At 61.3% G+C, this 19,244-nt stretch carries 17 protein-coding genes; 11 read left to right on the top strand and 6 right to left on the bottom strand.

What is annotated here, in order from left to right; genetic code table 11:
* Window positions 1–363 precede the first annotated feature (363 nt).
* The 3 genes from F4Z81_02300 to F4Z81_02290 all read left to right on the top strand — a co-directional run bounded on the left by F4Z81_02300 (window position 364) and on the right by F4Z81_02290 (window position 3,711).
* The gene (locus F4Z81_02300) at window positions 364–1,575 is read left to right on the top strand and encodes a UPF0261 family protein (GenBank protein MXW03879.1); all 1,212 of its coding nucleotides are present in this window, start codon (window positions 364–366) and stop codon (window positions 1,573–1,575) included.
* A gap of 6 nt (window positions 1,576–1,581) precedes the next feature.
* Window positions 1,582–2,697 carry an o-succinylbenzoate synthase gene (menC, locus tag F4Z81_02295; GenBank protein MXW03878.1) on the top strand — a complete coding sequence of 372 codons (1,116 nt, stop codon included), beginning with the start codon at window positions 1,582–1,584 and terminating at the stop codon, window positions 2,695–2,697.
* A gap of 63 nt (window positions 2,698–2,760) precedes the next feature.
* Window positions 2,761–3,711: a type I pantothenate kinase gene (locus tag F4Z81_02290; GenBank protein MXW03877.1), complete on the top strand. Its 951-nt coding sequence runs from the start codon at window positions 2,761–2,763 to the stop codon at window positions 3,709–3,711.
* Here F4Z81_02290 and F4Z81_02285 read toward each other — a convergent pair whose 3' ends face one another.
* Window positions 3,712–5,304 (bottom strand): carboxypeptidase regulatory-like domain-containing protein, encoded by a 1,593-nt coding sequence (locus tag F4Z81_02285; protein MXW03876.1) that lies wholly within the window; start codon window positions 5,302–5,304, stop codon window positions 3,712–3,714.
* Window positions 5,305–5,602: 298 nt separating this feature from the next.
* On the opposite strand from F4Z81_02285, the gene F4Z81_02280 reads away from it, so the two are divergent.
* From F4Z81_02280 to F4Z81_02255, 6 genes are all read left to right on the top strand, one after another.
* Window positions 5,603–8,365 (top strand): altronate dehydratase, encoded by a 2,763-nt coding sequence (locus F4Z81_02280; GenBank protein ID MXW03875.1) that lies wholly within the window; start codon window positions 5,603–5,605, stop codon window positions 8,363–8,365.
* A 63-nt stretch (window positions 8,366–8,428) separates the two neighbouring features.
* Window positions 8,429–9,562 carry a trypsin-like peptidase domain-containing protein gene (locus F4Z81_02275; GenBank protein ID MXW03874.1) on the top strand — a complete coding sequence of 378 codons (1,134 nt, stop codon included), beginning with the start codon at window positions 8,429–8,431 and terminating at the stop codon, window positions 9,560–9,562.
* Window positions 9,563–10,479: 917 nt separating this feature from the next.
* Window positions 10,480–11,346, top strand: coding sequence for a class I SAM-dependent methyltransferase (locus F4Z81_02270; protein MXW03873.1), 867 nt, complete (start codon window positions 10,480–10,482; stop codon window positions 11,344–11,346).
* A gap of 50 nt (window positions 11,347–11,396) precedes the next feature.
* A complete protein-coding gene (locus F4Z81_02265) occupies window positions 11,397–12,317 on the top strand; it encodes an NAD(P)-dependent oxidoreductase (GenBank protein MXW03872.1) in 921 nt (306 codons plus the stop codon).
* Window positions 12,318–12,415: 98 nt separating this feature from the next.
* Entirely contained in the window at window positions 12,416–14,110 is a 1,695-nt protein-coding gene (locus F4Z81_02260) for a hypothetical protein (GenBank protein ID MXW03871.1), read from the top strand.
* A 60-nt stretch (window positions 14,111–14,170) separates the two neighbouring features.
* Window positions 14,171–15,217, top strand: a complete 1,047-nt coding sequence (locus F4Z81_02255) for a hypothetical protein (GenBank protein ID MXW03870.1) — start codon at window positions 14,171–14,173, stop codon at window positions 15,215–15,217.
* A 41-nt stretch (window positions 15,218–15,258) separates the two neighbouring features.
* Here the strand turns inward: F4Z81_02255 and F4Z81_02250 are convergent, their stop codons facing one another.
* The gene (locus F4Z81_02250) at window positions 15,259–16,050 is read right to left on the bottom strand and encodes a sugar phosphate isomerase/epimerase (protein MXW03869.1); all 792 of its coding nucleotides are present in this window, start codon (window positions 16,048–16,050) and stop codon (window positions 15,259–15,261) included.
* Between the two features lie 149 nt (window positions 16,051–16,199).
* Here F4Z81_02250 and F4Z81_02245 point away from each other — a divergent pair, with 149 nt between their 5' ends.
* A complete protein-coding gene (locus tag F4Z81_02245; GenBank protein MXW03868.1) occupies window positions 16,200–16,421 on the top strand; it encodes a redoxin domain-containing protein in 222 nt (73 codons plus the stop codon).
* A gap of 18 nt (window positions 16,422–16,439) precedes the next feature.
* Window positions 16,440–16,775, top strand: coding sequence for a peroxiredoxin family protein (locus tag F4Z81_02240; protein ID MXW03867.1), 336 nt, complete (start codon window positions 16,440–16,442; stop codon window positions 16,773–16,775).
* A 63-nt stretch (window positions 16,776–16,838) separates the two neighbouring features.
* Here F4Z81_02240 and F4Z81_02235 read toward each other — a convergent pair whose 3' ends face one another.
* Genes F4Z81_02235 through F4Z81_02220 form a run of 4 tightly spaced genes read right to left on the bottom strand, consistent with a single transcriptional unit; the run spans window position 16,839 to window position 19,153 of the window.
* The gene (locus F4Z81_02235) at window positions 16,839–17,258 is read right to left on the bottom strand and encodes a hypothetical protein (GenBank protein ID MXW03866.1); all 420 of its coding nucleotides are present in this window, start codon (window positions 17,256–17,258) and stop codon (window positions 16,839–16,841) included.
* Window positions 17,259–17,314: 56 nt separating this feature from the next.
* The gene (locus F4Z81_02230; GenBank protein ID MXW03865.1) at window positions 17,315–17,638 is read right to left on the bottom strand and encodes a nucleoside triphosphate pyrophosphohydrolase; all 324 of its coding nucleotides are present in this window, start codon (window positions 17,636–17,638) and stop codon (window positions 17,315–17,317) included.
* 24 nt (window positions 17,639–17,662) lie between these two features.
* Entirely contained in the window at window positions 17,663–18,181 is a 519-nt protein-coding gene (locus F4Z81_02225) for a cysteine hydrolase (GenBank protein MXW03864.1), read from the bottom strand.
* Between the two features lie 45 nt (window positions 18,182–18,226).
* Entirely contained in the window at window positions 18,227–19,153 is a 927-nt protein-coding gene (locus tag F4Z81_02220; protein ID MXW03863.1) for a hypothetical protein, read from the bottom strand.
* Window positions 19,154–19,244: the final 91 nt, after the last annotated feature.

Below are 19,244 nucleotides of genomic sequence, written 5' to 3'. Positions count from 1 at the left end.
TGACCTGGGCGGGCGACTGAAGCCGGACGCAATGCAAGCCCGTGTACGGAGCGCGTTTTCGGAACAGGCCGTAATCTTCCCGGCAGGACGTGCAGCTAAACCGGGCGCCCCGGACGTGGCGCAGTTGTCCTCCGCAGGATGGGCAGGGAGGGACTCGTCGAAGCATCCGGTGGAGTATACCGCAATCGGTATGGGTCGTCAAGATATCCCCCACGGCAGGGACTTGCCACTGCGCATCGCTCGATATCCTCCGGTATAAACCTGTGTACAATGCATTTAGGTGTGGGTAACTTGAGGATTCGAACAGCATCGCCAGATACAATCGAAAGTATAATAAAATGCGCAGTCGTAAAAGGGATCATCATGCCAAAAACCATTGCCATCGTAGGCGCACTGGATACCAAGGGCGATGAATTCGCCTTCGTTAAAAGCGAGATCGAACGACGAGGACACGGAACGCTGATCATCGATACGGGCGTCATTGGCGACTCATCCGTCGAAGCGGACGTGTCCCGGGAACAGGTTGCCGAAGCCGCCGGTACGACGATCGACGCCTTGAAGAAGCGAGGCGACCGCGGCGAGGCCATCGATGCCATGGCGGCCGGTGTCGCGGAGATCGTGCAGGGCCTGTATGAAGCCGGCGTGTTCGACGGGATCATCAGCATGGGCGGATCGGCCGGCACCGCGGTGGGGACGAGCGCCATGCGGGCGTTGCCCGTGGGCGTGCCCAAGGTGATGGTGTCCACGGTGGCCGCGGGCGACACGACCAATTACGTGGGGATCAAGGACGTGTCGATGATCCCCTCCGTCGTGGACGTGGCCGGCATCAACCGCATCAGCCGCAGGATCTTCGCCAATGCCGCGGGCGCGATCTCCGGCATGGTGGAAACCGAGGTGCAGGAAGCGGCGGAAGACAAGCCGCTCATAACCGCCAGCATGTTCGGCAACACCACCGAGGCCGTGGACCAGGCCCGGGCCATCATGGAGGAAGCGGGCTATGAGGTACTCGTCTTCCACTGCACCGGTGCCGGTGGACGGACCATGGAGGGCCTGATCGACGAGGGCCTGATCGAGGGCGTGCTCGACATCACCACCACGGAATGGGCCGACGAACTGGCCGGTGGCGTGCTGACCGCTGGCCCCGAACGCATGGACGCGGCCGGCAGGGCGGGCATCCCCCAGGTGATCGTGCCGGGCTGCCTGGACATGGTGAACTTCTGGGCGCCGGACACGGTGCCGGAGCAATACCGCGACCGCAGGCTGCACAAGTGGAATCCGAACATCACGCTGATGCGGACCAACGTTGAGGAGAACGCCCGCCTCGGTCAGATCATTGCGGAGAAGGCCAACGCTTCGAGCGGGCCGGTGTCCATCTTTCTGCCCCTGAAGGGCGTGTCCATCCTCGACAGCCCGGGGAACGAGTTCTGGTGGCCCGAGGCCGATCAGGCGTTGTACAACGCCATCAAGACCAACGTATCCGCCGATGTGTCGGTGACGGAATTGGACTGCAACATCAACGATCCGGCATTCGCGGAAGCGGTCACCGGACGGCTTCTCTCCGATCTGAAGGGGTAGGGCGCCATGCCCGTCATCGACGCGGTCGAGCTCTATCACGTCGCCATGCCCCTGATCTACCCGTGGCGCACGGCCTACGGCAGCGACGACGTCATCGAAAGCGTCCTCGTAAAGATGCACGCAGGAGATGCCGTGGGCTGGGGAGAGACGACCCCGCTCGCGAAGCCGACCTACAGCCCAGAATACACGGCCGGCGTCTTCGCGGTGACCCGGGACGTCCTCGCACCGCTGCTGGTCGGCAAGCGGATCGACAGTGGCCGGGATCTTCACGAGGCATGCGACTGGGTCGCCGGCAACTTCTTCGCCAAGGGCGGCCTGGATGCGGCCTGGTGGAACCTGCACGCCCGGCTGGAGGGCAAGCCGCTCTGGCAAACGATCGGCGGCAAGGGGCCGGTCATTGACGTCGGGGCCGACTTCGGTGTGCAGGACAGCATCGACATGCTGCTGGGCAACATCGAGCAGGCCGTGAAGGCGGGATTCAAGCGGATCAAGCTGAAGTACAGCCGGGGATGGGACCTCGACATGATCGCCGCGGTCCGTTCGGCCTTTCCGGACCCGGTCTTCCATATCGACTGCAACAGCGGTTACACGCTGGACGACCTGCCAATGTTCAGAAAACTGGACCGGTACAACCTGGCCATGATCGAGCAACCCCTGATGCGGGACGACCTGGTCGACCATGCCGAACTGCAGCGTCAGATAGAGACGCCGGTCTGCCTGGATGAGAGCATTACGTCCCCCGCGAAGGCCCGCAAGGCGATCCGTATCGGCGCGGCCCGCTGGATCAACATCAAGCCCGCAAGGGTCGGCGGGTTGACCCTGGCGCTGGAAACGAACCGGGTCTGCGAGGAGGAAGGGATCCCCTGCTGGACGGGCGGCATGCTGGAATCGGCCCTCGGCGCGTCGTTCTGCATGGCGCTGGCGACGCTGCCCAATATGATGTACCCGTCGGATGTCTTCCCGAGTACGCGATTCTACGAAAGGGACCTGAGCGCGCCGCCGCTGGAACTGTCGGGTCCGTCGCAGATGGTTTTAAGCGATACGCCTGGGGCTGGCGCGGAACCCGTTCCCGAACTGCTCGAACAGCAAACGATCGACCGGGCCGTAATAGACGGATCATGAACGCGGTCTGAGCGCGCCGGTCCGACCAGGTGGCCAACAAAACCCGTAAGCGGAACCAAAACCATGTCCCCATCATCATCCCTTTCTCCCTTCAACCACATGTCCCGCGAGGAGTGGTCGCAGCTTCGCGCCGCGACGCCGTTGACGCTGTCCGAGGAAGACCTGAAGGAACTGCACGGCATCAACGAGATGGTCTCCCTCGACGAGGTCGCCGAGGTGTACCTGCCCATGTCCCGGTTCCTCAACCTGCACGTGGGCGCAGCCCAGCACCTCTACCGGGTTATGGATACTTTCCTCGGCAAGCCGGCTGCCAAGGTGCCCTACGTCATCGGCATCGGCGGCAGCGTGGCGGTGGGCAAGAGCACGACGGCCCGTATCCTGCAGGCCCTGCTGAGCCGCTGGCCGAACCATCCCCGGGTGGACCTGGTCACGACGGACGGGTTCCTGTTCCCCAACCGGGTCCTGGAGGAAAGGGGGCTCATGCAGCGGAAGGGTTTTCCGGAAAGCTATGATCTCCGGCGTTTGGTGCGGACGATGGCGGACGTGAAGTCGGGCCGCGAATCAGTTACCGTTCCGGTGTACCGACACCTGATCTACGATATCGTGCCGGGCGTCGAAAAGACGATCACCCAGCCGGACATCATCATACTCGAGGGGCTGAACATCCTGCAAACCGGCCATCACCTGACCGGCGACGCGTCTCCCCGCGTCTTCGTCTCCGATTTCATCGATTTCTCGATCTATGTGGAGGCGGAGGAACACGACCTGGAGCAGTGGTACGTCGATCGCTTCCTCAGGCTGCGGGACACCGCCTTCCAGAATCCGGAGTCCTACTTCCATCACTATGCGGGGTTGAGCACGGAAGAGGCCGTGGAAACAGCTCGGGGGATCTGGCGGGACATCAACCTCGTGAACCTGCGGGAGAACATCATTCCGACGCGCGAACGGGCGGACCTGATCCTCGAGAAGGGCACGAACCACCGTGTGACCGGGGTGTACCAGCGGAAGTTGTGATCAGTCCCTCAGAAACCGCTTCAGCACGTTGGACGTGACTCTGGAAACCACGTCGTCCACGAGGATCGATGACGGGTAGGTGATCGATCCCGCCGAGAACACCATCCCGCCGCTGTCCGTCTCATGGACGACCATCTCGGCGCCGCCGTCGTCCACGTTGGATCCCTTGGCGATCAGTTGGGTGTTGGCCGGTGAATTGGGCGTGATCTTGTCGGTTTCGTGTCCCGATGCCCCGCCGGGCACCCGTTCGTGCAGGCTTGCTTCGCCGAAGATTTCGCCTTCCGCGACGCCGGTGCCTTCAAAGACCCAGTGGTCCGCGTCGATCACGCGGTAGGGCGCGCTGGTCATGATCCCCGTGCGGGTGAAGGCCACGCCGAGGAGGTTCGCCTCGGATTCGTTGTAGATGTTGAAGCGGCTTTCGATGCCCTCCCAGGGCCGGTCGAGCGAATCGATGTTGCCGTTCCTGACCTTCATCGTGTACTCGTCGACGAACTCGACCTCGCAGTTCAAGCCGTTGCCGCCCAGGTACATGAGCCGTCCGCCGGATTCGAACACCCAGTCCTTGAGCCGGTAGTACATGTCCCGCGACCAGTATTCCGGATGGGTGGTAGTGATGAGCACCCGGTACCGGTCCAAGGGCAGCGTGCCGTCGTGGAACTGCGTCTCGGCGTAGAGGTCGTAGCCGAATCCCTCTCGCTCCATCCACGCCAGGAACCGCCACTCGGCGGGCGCCACGTGGCAGGCCGCGCGGCCCCGGATCATGTCGGTGGCTTCGACGTCTTCGGGGACGTGGTTGATGGGCTCGGGCCGGTCGAAGGAGAGCGGCGCGTAGTCGTCGGCGCTGTACATCCGGTGCTCCGAATCTGTGTACCGCTTCAGGTCGTACCTGGCGTTGACTGTGGGAGTTGGCGGAAATTCGTCGGTGTGGATGTAGTTGCTGCGCCCCCCGAAGTTGTTGTAGGCATTCCAATTTATGTTAGCGGCCAGTACGGCGACGTCGGCCGTCGGCGTGGCCGGGGCGACGATCCAGGGAAAGGAAAAGAAACCGCCGGTCTCCGTTGAAGCGTGGAGATAGTACAGGCCGGACCGTTCCGGCGCCTCGATGTACTGTTTGTGTGCGGGATTCGTATAGCCCTGGGTATTCCACTTCACGCCGGTCCGGGTATAGTCGCCGTCGGGCGTGATCTGCATGGTGGCGCGGGGGCCGTGCTCGTCATACCAGCCGATGTTCCGGACGAATTCCTTCTTCCACCCATAGCGGTACAGTTCGAGTTGGTAAGCCTCCACCGCGTGCACGCGGAACTCCGATTTCTCCCCGGACCGGACCCACTTGGGCCACATGTACCCCAGCAGGCCGTCCCGCAGCAACCGGAAATGGTACGGCTCGTCCTCGCACGGGGTCATGTACACGCTCTTGTATCCGAAATCCCTGCCAGCCAGCGTGACCCTGTACTCCCGGCCTGGCATTACGTCCGCGTAGACCGCCCCCGTGGCCCGCGAGCGCGCCTCGATGGACGCTCCGCCGGCTTCGAACTCCAACAGGACTTCGGGAATAGCGACGTAGCGTTCGTCACTGACATATCCGACAAGCATTCTTGAACCTCCGGCTGGCGGATGTTCCGGCACGGTTTCCGGCCGTTGTGAGCATTGCGGGCTTGCATGGTGTCTGGTTGCGCTGAGGACCAGACCCGACCAGGCCAGGCCTGGCCGAGCCAGATGGACCAGACCCGGAAGACAATGTACATCGAACTTCATCGCCGTCAACCGTACCGGCGAGTCGCCCCGCAACCACCGAATTACCTTTGACACGGAATCGCGACGGATGTTACCTTGGCAGTCCGTGTAGTGAGCCGAATCCCTCGTACGTTTTCTATTCGACAAGGAACCTGGCATCGTGCCCGTCTGCCGGTTGAAAGACATCGCGCGCCTGGCCGAACCTGGCGACAACGTGGCCATCGTCTCCCGACGGCTGGAAGCAGGAACGGACGTGAGAGACGACGCCGGCGCGTCCTTTTCCCTCGCCCATACCCTGCTGGAAGGGCACCGCTTCGCCGTCCAGCCCATACGCGCCGGGGAGTCCGTCCTGTCCTGGGGCCTGCCCTTCGGCCGGGCGACCCGGGATATCGCACCCGGCGACTATATCTGCAACGCCGACATCCTCGACGCGCTCCGCGTCCGAAAAGTCGATTTCGCCCTCCCGGACCAGCCCAACTTCGAAGACCGCGTTGTGCCCTACGAACTGAAGGAGTCCTCCTTCACGCCCGGTGAACAGACTCCGCTTATCGATAATCCGCCGACTTTCGAGGGATTTGACCGCGGTCCGGCGCGAGGTGTCGGGACCCGAAACTATATCATTTTGCTGGGCATTACGTCGCAGACGGCGGGTTTCGTTCGGCGACTGGAATCGCTGCTGAAGGACCAGGTGAATCGGTACCCGAACATCGACGGTGTGGTGGCGGTAGCCCATACCGAGGGCGGCTCGGGCGTGGATCCCAACAACCGGGAACTGGTGCTGCGGACGCTGGCGGGTTTCATGGTCCATGCCAATGTCGGGGCGGTGCTTGCGGTGGACCGCGGCACCGAGTTCGTCTCGGACCGGATGCTGGAAAACTACATGCGGCTCAATCGCTATCCACTGAACGACGTGCCGCACCGGTTCGAAACGCTCAAGGGCGCGTTCGAAGAAGACCTGGAGCGCTGCACGGGGATCGTCACCGGTTGGTTCGAGCCGGTCAACCGCGTTTCGCGGAAACCGGTATCCGCTTCTCATCTCAACATCGTGCTTCAATGCGGCGGTTCAGACTCCTTTTCGGGCATATCGGGCAATCCCCTGGCCGCGCTCGTGGCCCGGGAGATCATCCGCTTCGGCGGGAAGGCCAATCTCGCGGAGACGGACGAGCTCATCGGCGGCGAGCCCTACGTGCTGGACAACGTGCGGGACATCGAGACGGCCCGCACCTTCCTCCATATGATCGAGCGGTTCCAGGAACGCACGGCGTGGCACGGCCAGTCGGTGGACGCCAATCCGTCCGGTGGCAACAAGCTCCGGGGGATCTACAATATCGTGCTCAAGTCCATCGGCGCGGCCCGTAAGCGACACCCGGACGTACGCCTCGACTACGCCATTGACTACGCGGTCCCGATGAAGGAACCGGGGTACTACTTCATGGACAGTCCGGGCAACGACCTGGAAGCCATCGCGGGCCAGGTGGCGTCCGGCGGCAATCTTATCTTCTTCATCACCGGGAACGGATCCATTACCAACTTCCCCTTCGTGCCGACGATCAAGTTCGTAACGACCACGAAGCGGTACGAGATGCTCTCTGGGGAAATGGACGTGAACGCCGGGGCCTACCTGGACGGCGTGTCCATGGAGGAACTTGGCGGGCAGACACTCGATCTGACGCTGCGCGCGGCGTCGGGTGAGATGACCCGCGGCGAGCGGGCGGGCCACAGCCAAACCCAGATCTGGCGCGACTGGCGGCAGACCGACGGAAGCCGGCTGCAGGACCTGCACGAACGTCCCCCGCCGGCGGGCAGGCCGCTGGAGGTCCGGTCGAACGGGGGTTCGACGCCCCCGCCGACCTTCAGGCTGCCCGTGTTCGAATCGAACGGGTCGCGCGCCACCGACCGCATCGGTCTTATTCTTCCCACCAGCCTGTGCTCCGGCCAGATCGCCCGCATGGCTGCGGAACGGTTGAGCGAAAAAGGCGTGGGCCGCGGCGCCGGCATATCTCGTTTCGTCGCCCTGGTACACACCGAGGGATGCGGTGTCTCGGGCGGCGTCTCGGAGGAAATGTACATCCGCACCATGACCGGTTACCTGACCCACCCGATGACGGCGGCCGCCCTGCTCCTGGAACACGGATGCGAACGCACGCACAATGATTTCTACCGCCAGCAACTGGTCGACCGCGGCCTGGATCCCGCGAGTTTCGGCTGGGCCAGCGTGCAGCTTGACGGCGGCATCGAGAAGGTCATCGATCGCATAGAGCAATGGTTTAACGGGACCCTGGACGATTGTGAGGGGCCGGTCGCCGTCGAAGCCGGCCTGTCTACCCTCAGGTTGGGGGTGGCCACGGCTGGTCACACTACCTCAGCCGGTCCGGCCACCTCTGCGTGCCCGGCTACCACGGCCGGTCCGGTTTCCGATGACGTTTCCGAAGCACTGTCGCAGTTGATCTTCGACGTCGTAGACGCGGGTGGAACCGTCGTCGTGCCGGACAACGACGCGCTGCTCGGATATCCGGCTTTCCTGCGGCGCCAGGAGGATGGAACCATATCCCCGACATTGTCCTATGGCGAGCCCGCTTCGGTACCCGGACTGCACGTAATGGAGACGCAGACGGCCCACTGGGTGGAGAGCCTGACCGGTCTGGGCGCGGCCGGCGTGGAGCTGGTCGTCGCCGGCGTCGACGGCCACCCCCTGCCCGGCCATCCCATGATCCCGGTGCTGCAGGTCGCCGCGGACGACTTGCCCGGTCCCTTCCGTGAAGACGTGGATCACATCCTGACCGGGGAACCGGTGGATCGCCGCCAGGGCGTGCTGGACCTGATCCGGCATACGGCCGCCCGGCGGCATGCGCCGCGGGCTGCGGTCGTCGGCAACACGGATTTCCAGATAACGCGCGGACTCCTCGGCGTCTCGGTGTGAAGATGATATTGGTTTCTTTAGTCCAGTTAGATTCTAAGAGAATACAGGGCTTGACAGATATGAGTGATCGTAAAATATTGCGCAACGGTCAAATATCATATCTCACGCATATTCATAGCGGAGGTTGTTTCTATGCGTATATGTGGATTAGCCCTGATACTTCTTGTCATTACTGCTTGTAGTGGCTCAAACGACGGTCCGACGGGACCCCAACAACAAACAGATACGATACCTAACATTGCACTAGGGCAATCAGGTACCGATGGTACCGCTGGACCAGCCCTGACTAATGATATTACAGGAACTGCCCAGACGCCGGGAACCGGTGGTTCTACTGGAGTTTATAATCCGTCAACGACCGGTCTCAACTGGGCGGACGTAATAGACAGCGGGAATCTCTATGATAACATCTACGCCATATATTACGTTCCACAAGGTACTCGCTATGTCAGGTTTATTGGGACTGGATTCGCTGCAGGCTTTTCTAACGTTTTATGGACGAATGCTCACGTAGTTTATGCTTTGTTTGAAAGGCCGGGCGTAAAGGCATTCGATTTTGAAGTCGCCTTAGTTCGAAGGTCAGGTACGGCGTGGGCTGATCGGTCGAGGCCATCACAAATGGTCTTAGATGACGTCCGCTTTATCGTCCATCCAGACTATGACGGGACGACGAACAGCGAGGATGTAGCCGCCTTTATTTTCCAAGACGAGCCTTTCAGGCACGAACTTCTGCCCTCCCTACTACCTGAGAGATTTGCCGACAGTCTGAGGGAGGGGCAACCCGTGGGAACCTTGGGTTTCCCTGGTGAGTTGACGGATGTAACAGGGCCGGAGCAAGTTGTCTCTCCTACCTTCAAGCCTGGTACGTTGAGTAGGTTCCTGTCGTTGAACACTGGAGTACAAAACCGCCGCATGCTTCAGTATAACTTAACTACAACAGGCGGAACTTCCGGCAGTCCGGTTTTTGATCATCTGGGATTCATCATAGGAATTAACCATGCAAGTCATGTGGGTCGTGAATTTGTTGACGCAGCGGGTGATACCATAAGGCTCAATACAGCGAATGCCAGTTACGCAATCCGGGTTGACGCACTTCATGAATTGATACCGCCGGTCTACAATAGCCCGACGAGGGTCAGAAAAGCAGCAAGTTCGTCACTGTACCCGTATGCGACTTACCAACCTTTTCCTGAATGATGGTTAAACTTCATGGGTGGGTCGTCAGTACCGGTGAGCTAAGCCTTTGAATACGTGGTTCAAAGGCCGTTAAGTGCACTTCATTTAAGCGAACACATTCCATTAGAGACCCTCATGCCTCGTGAAGTCGTCCGGCCCGACAAACTCGATCTCGATTCGCCCGGGCGCAGGGACTACTGGGTCGCCCTCGAACACGATTCCCTCTGGGCGGACCATCTCATCCCCCTGACGGTCATGGTCGGACCCGACGTGCGCGAAGGCGAAGGTCTTCTCGCCACAGGTTCCAACCACGGCAACGAATACGAAGGACCGGTGGCGGTCAAGGGACTGCTTCAGGAGATCGAGCTGGCAGCCGTCAAGGGGCGGCTGATCTTCATTCCCGTGCTCAATCCCGCGGCCTTTCACGCGGGCCGACGGGCGAGCGACGCCGACGACGGAGTCAACCTGAACCGGGCCTTCGTGGACGGCGCCGGCACCTCGCCGGCCCTCGCGGGCATCACCCATCGGATCGCCCAGTTCGTGCGGGAACATCTCTGGCCCCGCGTGCACGTCGTCACGGACATCCATTCCGGTGGCGCCGAGCTCGATTTCGCCCAGTGTTCCAGTTATCACGAGGTGGATGACCTGGAACAGGCCGCCGTCATCGAAGATACGGCACGCTGGTTCGGCACGCCCTTCGTGATGGTCTACCAGAACGAAACTCCCGGACTGATGGTCAGCGAAGCCGAGCGGCTGGGAAAGATCACCATCGGTACCGAACTGGGCTGGGGAGAGTCGGTCAATCCGAACGGCGTACGGTACGCGCGGCACGGCATACGGGCCGCCGCCATCCACCACGGCCAGCTTGCCGGTGACATTCAACCCATCGCCCATCACGCCGACGGCACCCAGATACTGACGGCCATCATCGACCGGGCCTGTTACGTGCCCGCACCTTTCCCGGGTCACTACGAACCGCTCATGGCCTGCGGCGCGCCGGTGGCGGCGGGGCAGATCGTGGGAAACCTGCACGATTTCTACCGCGTGGACGATCTGCCCTGGCCGGTGCGCGCGGGCGTGGACGGCTACGTGCTGTCGCAGTCATTCCGTCAGCCGGTCAGACAGGGCAGCCACATCCTGGTCGTGGCCCAGGAATACCCGGCGCGGTAAGATTCCTCCTAATCGAATTGAAAAACACGGAGCCCCGCACGCAACGACTCGAAGACCATCCAGACCGGCTGAAGTGGAACGCAAGGTACCTGGCGCCGAAGCGCTTGGCGCCCAGGGGTTTCTGCCCGCTGTACGACCGGGCGACGGCCCTGGGATTTCCGGACGGTCCCGTGCTGGAACTCGCCTGCGGCCTGTCGGACCAGGCCCTCGCCCTGGCGGAGGACGGCCGCGAGGTGCTTGCCGTCGACATATCGAACGTGGCCCTGGACCGTCTGCGTACGGAGGCAGCGGAACGGGGCATCGGGTCTCGTCTGACCTGCGTGGAAGCGGACCTGGTTTCCTGGCGTCCGCCCGCCGGCCTGAAATTCGCCCTCGTGATCTGCGTGATGTACTGGGAGGAGGCGGTCTTCGACTATGCCTGGCCCGTGGTCGCCGATGGCGGACTTATCGCCTGGCAGGGCTTTACTTTGGATCACCTGCGGTACCGGCCCGCGCAGAACCCGGACTGGTGCTTCAAGGCGGATGAACCGGCAAGCCGGCTACCCGCCGGCGAGTTTACCGTGCTGCACGAAGAGGACGTGGATGAAGGCCACCGGGTGATCAGGCGCATGGTGGCCAGAAGAAACCGAAGCTGAGATCCGGCCAGCTGAGGTCCGGCCAGTTGAGATCAGGCGGGGAGACCAGCATGCAGGTACAACAAATTGCCATATTGAGCCCGGGAGAGATGGGCCATTCCGTGGGGCGGTGCCTCCTGGCGGGCGGTTTCGACGTGGGCACCTGCCTGACGGGCCGGAGCGAACGGACCCGCACGCTGACGGCGGCCGCGGGCATCCGGGACGAGCCGGACCTGGACGAACTAGTGCGGGACGCGGACCTGATCCTGGCCATCCTGGTACCCGACCAGGCCCGGGCCCTCGCCGGCCAGGTGGCGGAGGCGATGAAACGGACCGCGTCCTCGAGACGGGCCGGGTCCCCGCCGGCCTACGCCGACTGCAACGCCATCTCCCCGGATTCAGCGCGGCAGATCGACCGGGTTATCACCGCCGCTGGAGGCCGCTTCATCGACGCCGGCATCATCGGCGGCCCACCGGGCGCAGACGAGAAGACCCGATTCTACGCTTCCGGGCCCCACGAGACCGTACTTTCGCAACTGGACGGCCACGGCATCCTCGTCCGGCCGTTGGGCGGCGAAGTGGGCCGGGCGTCGGGCATCAAGATGTGCTATGCCTCGGTCACCAAGGGGTCCTCCGCCCTCCATGCCGCGGCGCTCACCGCCGCCGAAGTCATGGGACTAGGGGAGGAACTGCTGGCGGAGTTCGCCGAAAGCCAGGGGCAGCGGCTCAAGGCTATGGGCGGCGTGAACAGCCTGTCGGCCAAGGCCTTCCGCTGGATCGGCGAAATGCAGGAGATCGCGGCGACCTACGACCGGGCCGGGGTGTCGCCCGGTTTTCACGAAGGCGCCGAACACATTTTCCGCCTCATCGCCGAGAGTCCCATCGGCCACGAACGGCCCGAGACCGTGGACCGCAACCGCACACTGGAGGAAACGGTGGCCATCTTCGCGGACGAGGCGCGGCGGCGGGCACGCGAATCCGGGAAAGGGTAAGCGCCATCCCTTCGATCCACACCATCGGCATTCCGGTCCGCAGCGTCAACTGGGTCCGGGTCTTCCCCACGCTGGACGGGGCCGGCCGGGACTGCCTGGTGGCCGTGATGGGTCAGCAGGCGGCGGGGTTCACCGTCGTGAAAATCGATCCGGCCACGGGCACGACCTCCCAGGTGACTTCATCCGATCCCACCGCCAATTTCCCCACGGGCGCACTGCGCACCCGCGACGGACGAATCTACGTCGGGGCCGCCTACGCCGGTCATCTCTACCGTTACGATCCCGCGACGGAACGGCTGGACGACCTGGGCGCCATCAACCTGCCCGGCGATACCTTCCCCTGTAACCTGGATGAAGACGAAAACGGCGTGATCTGGATCGGGTGCTACGGGTCGGCCGGCCTGACGAGCTACAACCCCGCGGCCGATGCCTTCACCCGCCACGGGCGGATGGACGAGACCGACATGTACTGCTATCCCCACGTCGGCGCGGGGGGCACGATCGCCTGCCACATCAGGATGACCCGTCCGCATGTGGTCGTCTACGATCCGGCGTCGGGCCGGCGCGAGACCGTGGGGCCCGTGGTGGTCACGGAGGACGGGGGATCGCTGAACCTGTACCGGGCGGGGGACGGGCAACTTTACATTCGGTCGACCACAGGCGATTACCGACTGAACGGTTTCAAAGCCGAGCCCGTGGCAGATCTTCCGGATCCGGCGCCGCCGCTGACGATGTCCGACGGATCCACGGCGGATTTCGCCGACCGGGAAATCCAGATGTACCGCAAGATGGCCATTACCCGGCCGGAATCCGACGGGACGCGCACCCTGCCCGTAGCCTATGAATCCTCGGGCAGCGAGATCTTCCTGGTGCATCGCGGACCCGACGACAACCTGTATGGCTCGAGCATCCTGCCGCTTCACTTCTTCCGCCATGATCCGTCTACCGGCGCCATGGACGACCTGGGCATATGTACCACCGCCACCGGAGAAGCCTATTCCATGGCCAACATGGACGGCAAGCTCTACATCTGCTCCTACCCGGGTGCCGTGCTGTCCGTCTACGATCCCGCCCGACCCTACCATTTCGGGAAAGACACGGGCAGCAACCCCCGCGACCTAGGTCGCATGGACGAGATTTCCTATCGGCCGCGTTCCATGGTCGCCGGTCCCCTGGGCCGCGTGTGGACGGCCTCCGTGCCGAACTACGGCATGTGGGGAGGACCGTTGTCCTGGTACGATCCGGTCGCGGATGCATTCGGTACCTATCGCGATATCGCCGGGGACGCAAGTTGCTGGTCGCTGGCCTGGCTGGAAGCCCATGGCCTGCTGGCCGTCGGCACGACGATCGATGGCGGCACCGGCACGCAGCCGCGGGTAGACCAGGCGTCGCTGTTCCTCTGGGACTACGAGAAGGAGGAAAAGGTGTGGGAGGGCCGGCTACCGGTCGAGGTTACGGCCGTCAACGCGCTGGTCGTCATGGACGGCTCCCTGCTGTGCGGGACGGCTCGCGTAGAATCCGGATCCATCCTCTTCGTTTTCGATGCCGATGACCGGCGGTTCGTGCACCTGGCTTCCCTACCGGGCGGGCGAGCCCTGGACGGAGGAATACAGAACGGTCCGGATGGCGGTATATACGGATTCACGACCGACTGTTTCTACCGTTTCGATTCCGCCGCCGGCGTCGTGACCACGATTCTCGAAGCGCCGACCGCCTTCCAGACTCCCGGTCCGATGTACGGGGACGGCGTCTACTTCACGAAGAAACACGAGCTGAAGAAACTGGTGTTCTGAAATATGATGGACCGTAAATGCCCTTCCTGACCTTGACAGGCCCGGCTGCATGCCGTAAATATGCAATGGATTTTAATTGCGCATCGCCAACCAATCACGAGGATCCGTCAGATGAAAAACCCGTTCAGGTCGTGGAAAAGGTCAGTGCTTCTTGCCGGTCTGGTCTCGCTGTTGCTGATCGCACCGGACCCGGTCGCCGCGCTGGATGCCCCGCAATCCTGGGAACTGCGCAAATCCACGATTATCGACCTGCCCCGGACCCATCCGGCGGCGTCTTACCTGCCCGATCTGATCAAGCGCCTAGCGTCTGGGCAGGGCGGGGGGTCGCCCGTGTCCGAGGCGGAGTTCCTGGCTCTGTTCGACCGGCCTGAAAGCCGCGAGGTCTACAACAACCAGTTGATCAAGGTGGCCACGCCCCGGAGCGTCGCGATTCAGAACAAGGCCCACGAGGATTTCTCGCGCGTATTCCTGACGGATAAGCGGGTGAAGCGGGGTGTTGCGTTCCTCGAGGAGAAGAAAGACCTGCTGGGCCGGGCAAAGCGGACCTACGGGGTGGCCCCGAAGGACATCGTGTCCATCCTGATGTGGGAATCCGGCCTGGGCGAGTTCACGGGCAAATACCGCGTGTTCAATGTCCTGGTCGCGCAGCTGTTATACCTGGAGGAGGCGCAGCAGGCAGCCGTGCGACGGATTAAGGCAGGGGGTGAAGCCGATCCGCTCGCCTCGGCCGCGGTAGCCGAAAGACAGCAGGAACGCTTCGCGAAAATCCGCCGCAGGTGCGTCGGCAACCTGGTGGCGCTCCTGCGCCATAGCAAAGCCACCGGCGTGGACCCACTTTCGCTCCACGGTTCCTGGGCCGGCGCCATCGGGTACCCGCAGTTCATGCCGGCCAGCATGCCCCATGCCGCCGATGGAGACGGGGATGGCGAAATCAACCTGCATTCGTGGCCGGACGCCATCATGAGTGTGGCAAAGTACCTCAACGAACGGGGCAAGTACGGCACCGCCGATGCCGCGCGCCGCAACGCCATCTTCAGCTACAACCCCATCGACTCCTACGTAAACGGCGTCATCAAGTACGCCGAAGCCATCTCGGCCGCCCGATAATAACTGCCAGAAAGCAGGATCCAACAGGTCGGATTTCTGCCCTACAGGGCTATGATCCGCCGGATGCGCTCGGCGGTTTCCCGCATGGTGTCGTCGTCGCCGCCAACCTCGCTCACCAGGGCACCGTCGAACCCGATGCCGCGCAATTCAGCCATGACCGCCGGCCAGTCCGTATCGCCGTCCATCAGCTGGACCCAGGCGCCTTCCCCGCGCCGGAAATCCTTCACGTGCACCTTGAAGATCCGTCGGCCCAGTTCCTTGATCCACATGTCGGGATAGCCGTAGAGGATCATGTTGGCTGTGTCCAGGTAGATCCCGACGGCGGGCGATCCTACCTCGTCGACGAGCTGGCGGGCTTCCCGGGGACTCAGCATGAACTGGTTCCACACGTTCTCGATGCCGATCCGTGTGCCGCGGCGTTCCGCCTCGGGCGCGAGATCACGCAGGGCGTCGCGGAAGTTGTCCCAGGTCGTCCCGTAGGAACTCGCCGGATCGAGCGCTCCGGGATGCAGGAGGAGGGCGTCTACACTCAGGATCTCGGCGATTTCGAAGCCGCGCTCGAGGATGGCAACCCGCTTCGCCCGTTCTTCCGCGGACGGCGACAACAGGGATCCGGCATCACTGCGGATGGCGATCATGGAACACAGTTCGAGTCCATGATTCCTGCAGGCCTCCCCCACGGCGGCAATCTCCGAGGTAGAGGCGTCTATGTCCGGTGAACCCTGGTCGGAGAAAACCAGTTCGATGGCCTCGTAGCCCAGATCCCGGGCCTTCGAGAGATCCGCTTCGAGATCCTGGCGGGCGAGACAGAGTTGCGTGATGCCTGGCTTCATGGGGAGGCGGCTCCTTGGAATCGTTGCTGGCACATGAAATCGTTGCGGACGGCGGTAATTTTGAAGTTAACAGTCGTGTCGGGGTAGGTTATATTATAAGTAACAAAACGCAAGTGAATTGCGCTGCATCTGAAACGAGGAGGAAGACCATGATTCATACACTGGCGCGGTGGTGCTTCGCCCTGGCCCTGGTCGGCCTGGTGACGGAGTTTGCCGACGCGCAACCCCGTAACCTGGCGCCGAGGCTGAGTGAGGCCGCACCGGAGTTCAGCCTGCAGGACGTTAACGGCGAGACCGTCAACTTCGCCGATTACAAGGGCAGCAAGAACCTGCTTGTGGTCGTCGACCGCGGCTGGATAGGCTACTGGTGACCCCTTTGCTTACGGCAACTGGGGCAGTTGCAATCCGATTACGATCGCATAGCAGCACTCGACACGGAACTACTCTTCATCAATCCCGAAGATCTCGACCAGACCAGGGACTTCGTCGCCAAGTCGAAAGTCACCAGGGAGGCGCTTTCCTTCCCCGTGCTAGCCGACCCGGATCGGGCCATTCCCACCAAGTTCAAGATCCAGAAAGCGACCGACAAGGGAACGGAAGTCATTCCCACGGCCTTCATCATCGACAAGGAAGGCATCCTTCGGTTCAAGTACGTGGGATCGGATCCCTTCGACCGGCCGTCGACCGACAGCCTGGTGGAGATCCTGGGTATGATCGAAGGGTAGCAAGTCGGTTTTGAAGTCGAGATGAAGTTAGATTGAGGTAGAGTTTACGAAGCGAAGTTGACGTCAGGACGCCAGGTTCCTGATTTCGTCGGATACGAATTCGACCAGGATCTGGGTTTCCAGCCAGACTTCGTAGAGCGGTCCGCCTAGCCTCGGCCGAAAGCGGTGGTGAAGTCCATGCGATTCCGCCACCGCTTTCAAATGGTCGAGGCTTTGTTTTGTTTCGAGCAGAAAGTGGGTCGAATTGAAATTCTGTACTTCTTCGGCCGGCCTGAATTCCGCGGCGTGTTTTCCGGGGCAGAGCAGGTAGTTGTTCGGGATAAATTCGATCATCTCACCGGACTGACGGTCCCATGCGCATACCCAGGCGCCTTCCATGGTCTTCGAGGTGAAGGGGAACACAGATCCATCCGTCAATTCCGCCAGGATTCCCGCTGCTCGTTCCGGGTTCGATGCCGTAATGGAAAGGTGTTTGATCTGCATATGGCGATGCGACTCTATATGGGTGTGTAATCTGCAGAACGCTCACAAGCATTGCATTATTCACGCGATTCAGTATGGATAAGAAAGACCTTCGTTTCAAATCCTCCTCTTTTCTCCTTCTTCGCGTTTCTCATTTTCTCGAGTTGTATCGGATCAATTCCCATTCGAGACGCAATTGCGTATACCACCTCCAGGATATCAATTAACTCCTCGGCGTCATTGGAAGAGTTGAATTCCCCGACTTCCTCCACAAGTTTGCGTCTGAGTTCATGAATATACTCGGCCCTGTCGAGAACTCGGGTCGTCGGACGATCGCCCGCAGCAGCAATGATATCGGGAATCCTGTCCCGAACAAGCTTGTTGTGGTCAACTCGTTTCATTGCTGCACCCTCCACGGCGTAATTTCAAAACCGAACCTGGCCCGCAGGTGTCACGTCTGCGAAGTCACCGAGGATATCATTATAGTGAGCGATAATCTGCTCTGCTGTTAGTACATCGGAATCGAAAGTACTGTGTCCATCCTTGACTAGCGTTATCGAATATCCCGCAATACGAGTATGATGGCATGTCGAGCTGATACAGTTCTCGGTTTGAACGCCCGTAATTATTAACCTGCCGATCTCCTTTTCATTCAAAATAGATGCTAACTGAGTTTCGTAAAACGCATCCGGAGTTCGTTTCTGAACGACAATATCTCCCTCCCGCGGGGAAACCCGTTCGTGTATATGCCATCCTGGTGAATCCGTCTCATCCGGGTCGCCCGGTTTTCCGTTGTGTTGTACGTAAATGACGGGAATCTGTACATCACGCGCCTGGGTAGTCACGCGACTTATTGTATCCAGTAGTTGATGACCGTTTCGAACGGACATCCCGGTTTCGAACATATTTACCTGGGCATCAATAACCAACAGAGCCGACTTCATGGGTAAACTCCCCTGGAAGTTGTGTACGCCGCCCAATGTCGTTTCCTATATGCATTCAACGATGCGGTCTTCAATCTCAGCCAACGCTTCGAACAGACCTTTTGCGCGATTCCAGTCTTCCTGCGTGGCATAGTACTGCGCCAGTCCGTATGACTCGGCTTTTTTAACTAACCATTCCGCGGTTTCAGCCTGGTCTGCCGACTTCATGAGATTGGCCGCATCGAGGCAACGACGGGCGCCGATCGGCAGGACGAAGTGAACCAGCAACCCCGCGAAGGCCTTCGGAGGGCCACCACGAATCACCTCGGCGGCCATCCGGAACGCCTGCGAACCTCCAAAAAAGACCGGGCCGGAGGGGGCGGCGTGAATCAGTTCTCGTGCGTTTTCCAGCGTAGCCTTCAGCATGTCTTCGGTCGAAACCGGGCGATCTTCCCGGAAATCGCCGCGCAGGGTGTATGCACTTGTTGCGTAGCCGAGGTCAGTGGCATTCCACGCACGCATTAGGTCATCGACCGGCAGTACCGCGAATGGATAGAATTGCGGGTCATGCACCTGCACGCGGCCACCTTCGAGCTTCAGGGCTACAATGAAATGATCTCCGCCACGTTTCAGCCGGTGATTCGGGTCATAGGGCAGGAAACCCAGGTCCAGGGGACCAAGCAGTACCGGACCGTTCTTCAGGTTAGCCTCTAGTGCTTCAAGCGCCGATTCAACGTTGTCGCCCTCCCACTGTGTACACGTCCAACCCAGAATGCTGAGCGCACGGGACATCCCGCTGTTTGGATTCAGGTCGGCGTGGCTTGGGAAGAACAGGGGAGTTTCAAACTGCAGGAACAGCGCGCCGAACGGCATGCCTGTCATGCATTCCAGCAGGCCGGGTTCCGGCAGATCGGCCATGCCGGCGTGCTCCAGACACATGTGAAGGCTGTTGCTGTAACAGTAGTGGCTGTTCCCGGTGTAGGCGGTGTGCATTCATTGCTCCTCTCGTCCAAATATCGCAATGGATCGAAGAAACCCTCATTGTTTAAATGGGATTCATCCAGACCGATATACTATATATTTG

The organism is Gemmatimonadota bacterium, assembly GCA_009835325.1.
Classification (GTDB): Bacteria; JAAXHH01; JAAXHH01; order JAAXHH01; family JAAXHH01; genus JAAXHH01.
This window is presented reverse-complemented; position numbering and strand designations above follow the sequence as displayed.

Coding starts and splice junctions, on each gene's coding strand:
- menC (MXW03878.1), top strand. CDS start 1,582: ATGCCCGTCATCGACGCGGTCGAGCTCTATCACGTCGCCATGCCCCTG.
- F4Z81_02265 (MXW03872.1), top strand. CDS start 11,397: ATGCAGGTACAACAAATTGCCATATTGAGCCCGGGAGAGATGGGCCAT.
- F4Z81_02235 (MXW03866.1), bottom strand. CDS start 17,258: ATGCAGATCAAACACCTTTCCATTACGGCATCGAACCCGGAACGAGCA.
- F4Z81_02300 (MXW03879.1), top strand. CDS start 364: ATGCCAAAAACCATTGCCATCGTAGGCGCACTGGATACCAAGGGCGAT.
- F4Z81_02255 (MXW03870.1), top strand. CDS start 14,171: ATGCAATGGATTTTAATTGCGCATCGCCAACCAATCACGAGGATCCGT.
- F4Z81_02230 (MXW03865.1), bottom strand. CDS start 17,638: ATGAAACGAGTTGACCACAACAAGCTTGTTCGGGACAGGATTCCCGAT.
- F4Z81_02220 (MXW03863.1), bottom strand. CDS start 19,153: ATGCACACCGCCTACACCGGGAACAGCCACTACTGTTACAGCAACAGC.
- F4Z81_02225 (MXW03864.1), bottom strand. CDS start 18,181: ATGAAGTCGGCTCTGTTGGTTATTGATGCCCAGGTAAATATGTTCGAA.
- F4Z81_02250 (MXW03869.1), bottom strand. CDS start 16,050: ATGAAGCCAGGCATCACGCAACTCTGTCTCGCCCGCCAGGATCTCGAA.
- F4Z81_02290 (MXW03877.1), top strand. CDS start 2,761: ATGTCCCCATCATCATCCCTTTCTCCCTTCAACCACATGTCCCGCGAG.
- F4Z81_02245 (MXW03868.1), top strand. CDS start 16,200: ATGATTCATACACTGGCGCGGTGGTGCTTCGCCCTGGCCCTGGTCGGC.
- F4Z81_02285 (MXW03876.1), bottom strand. CDS start 5,304: ATGCTTGTCGGATATGTCAGTGACGAACGCTACGTCGCTATTCCCGAA.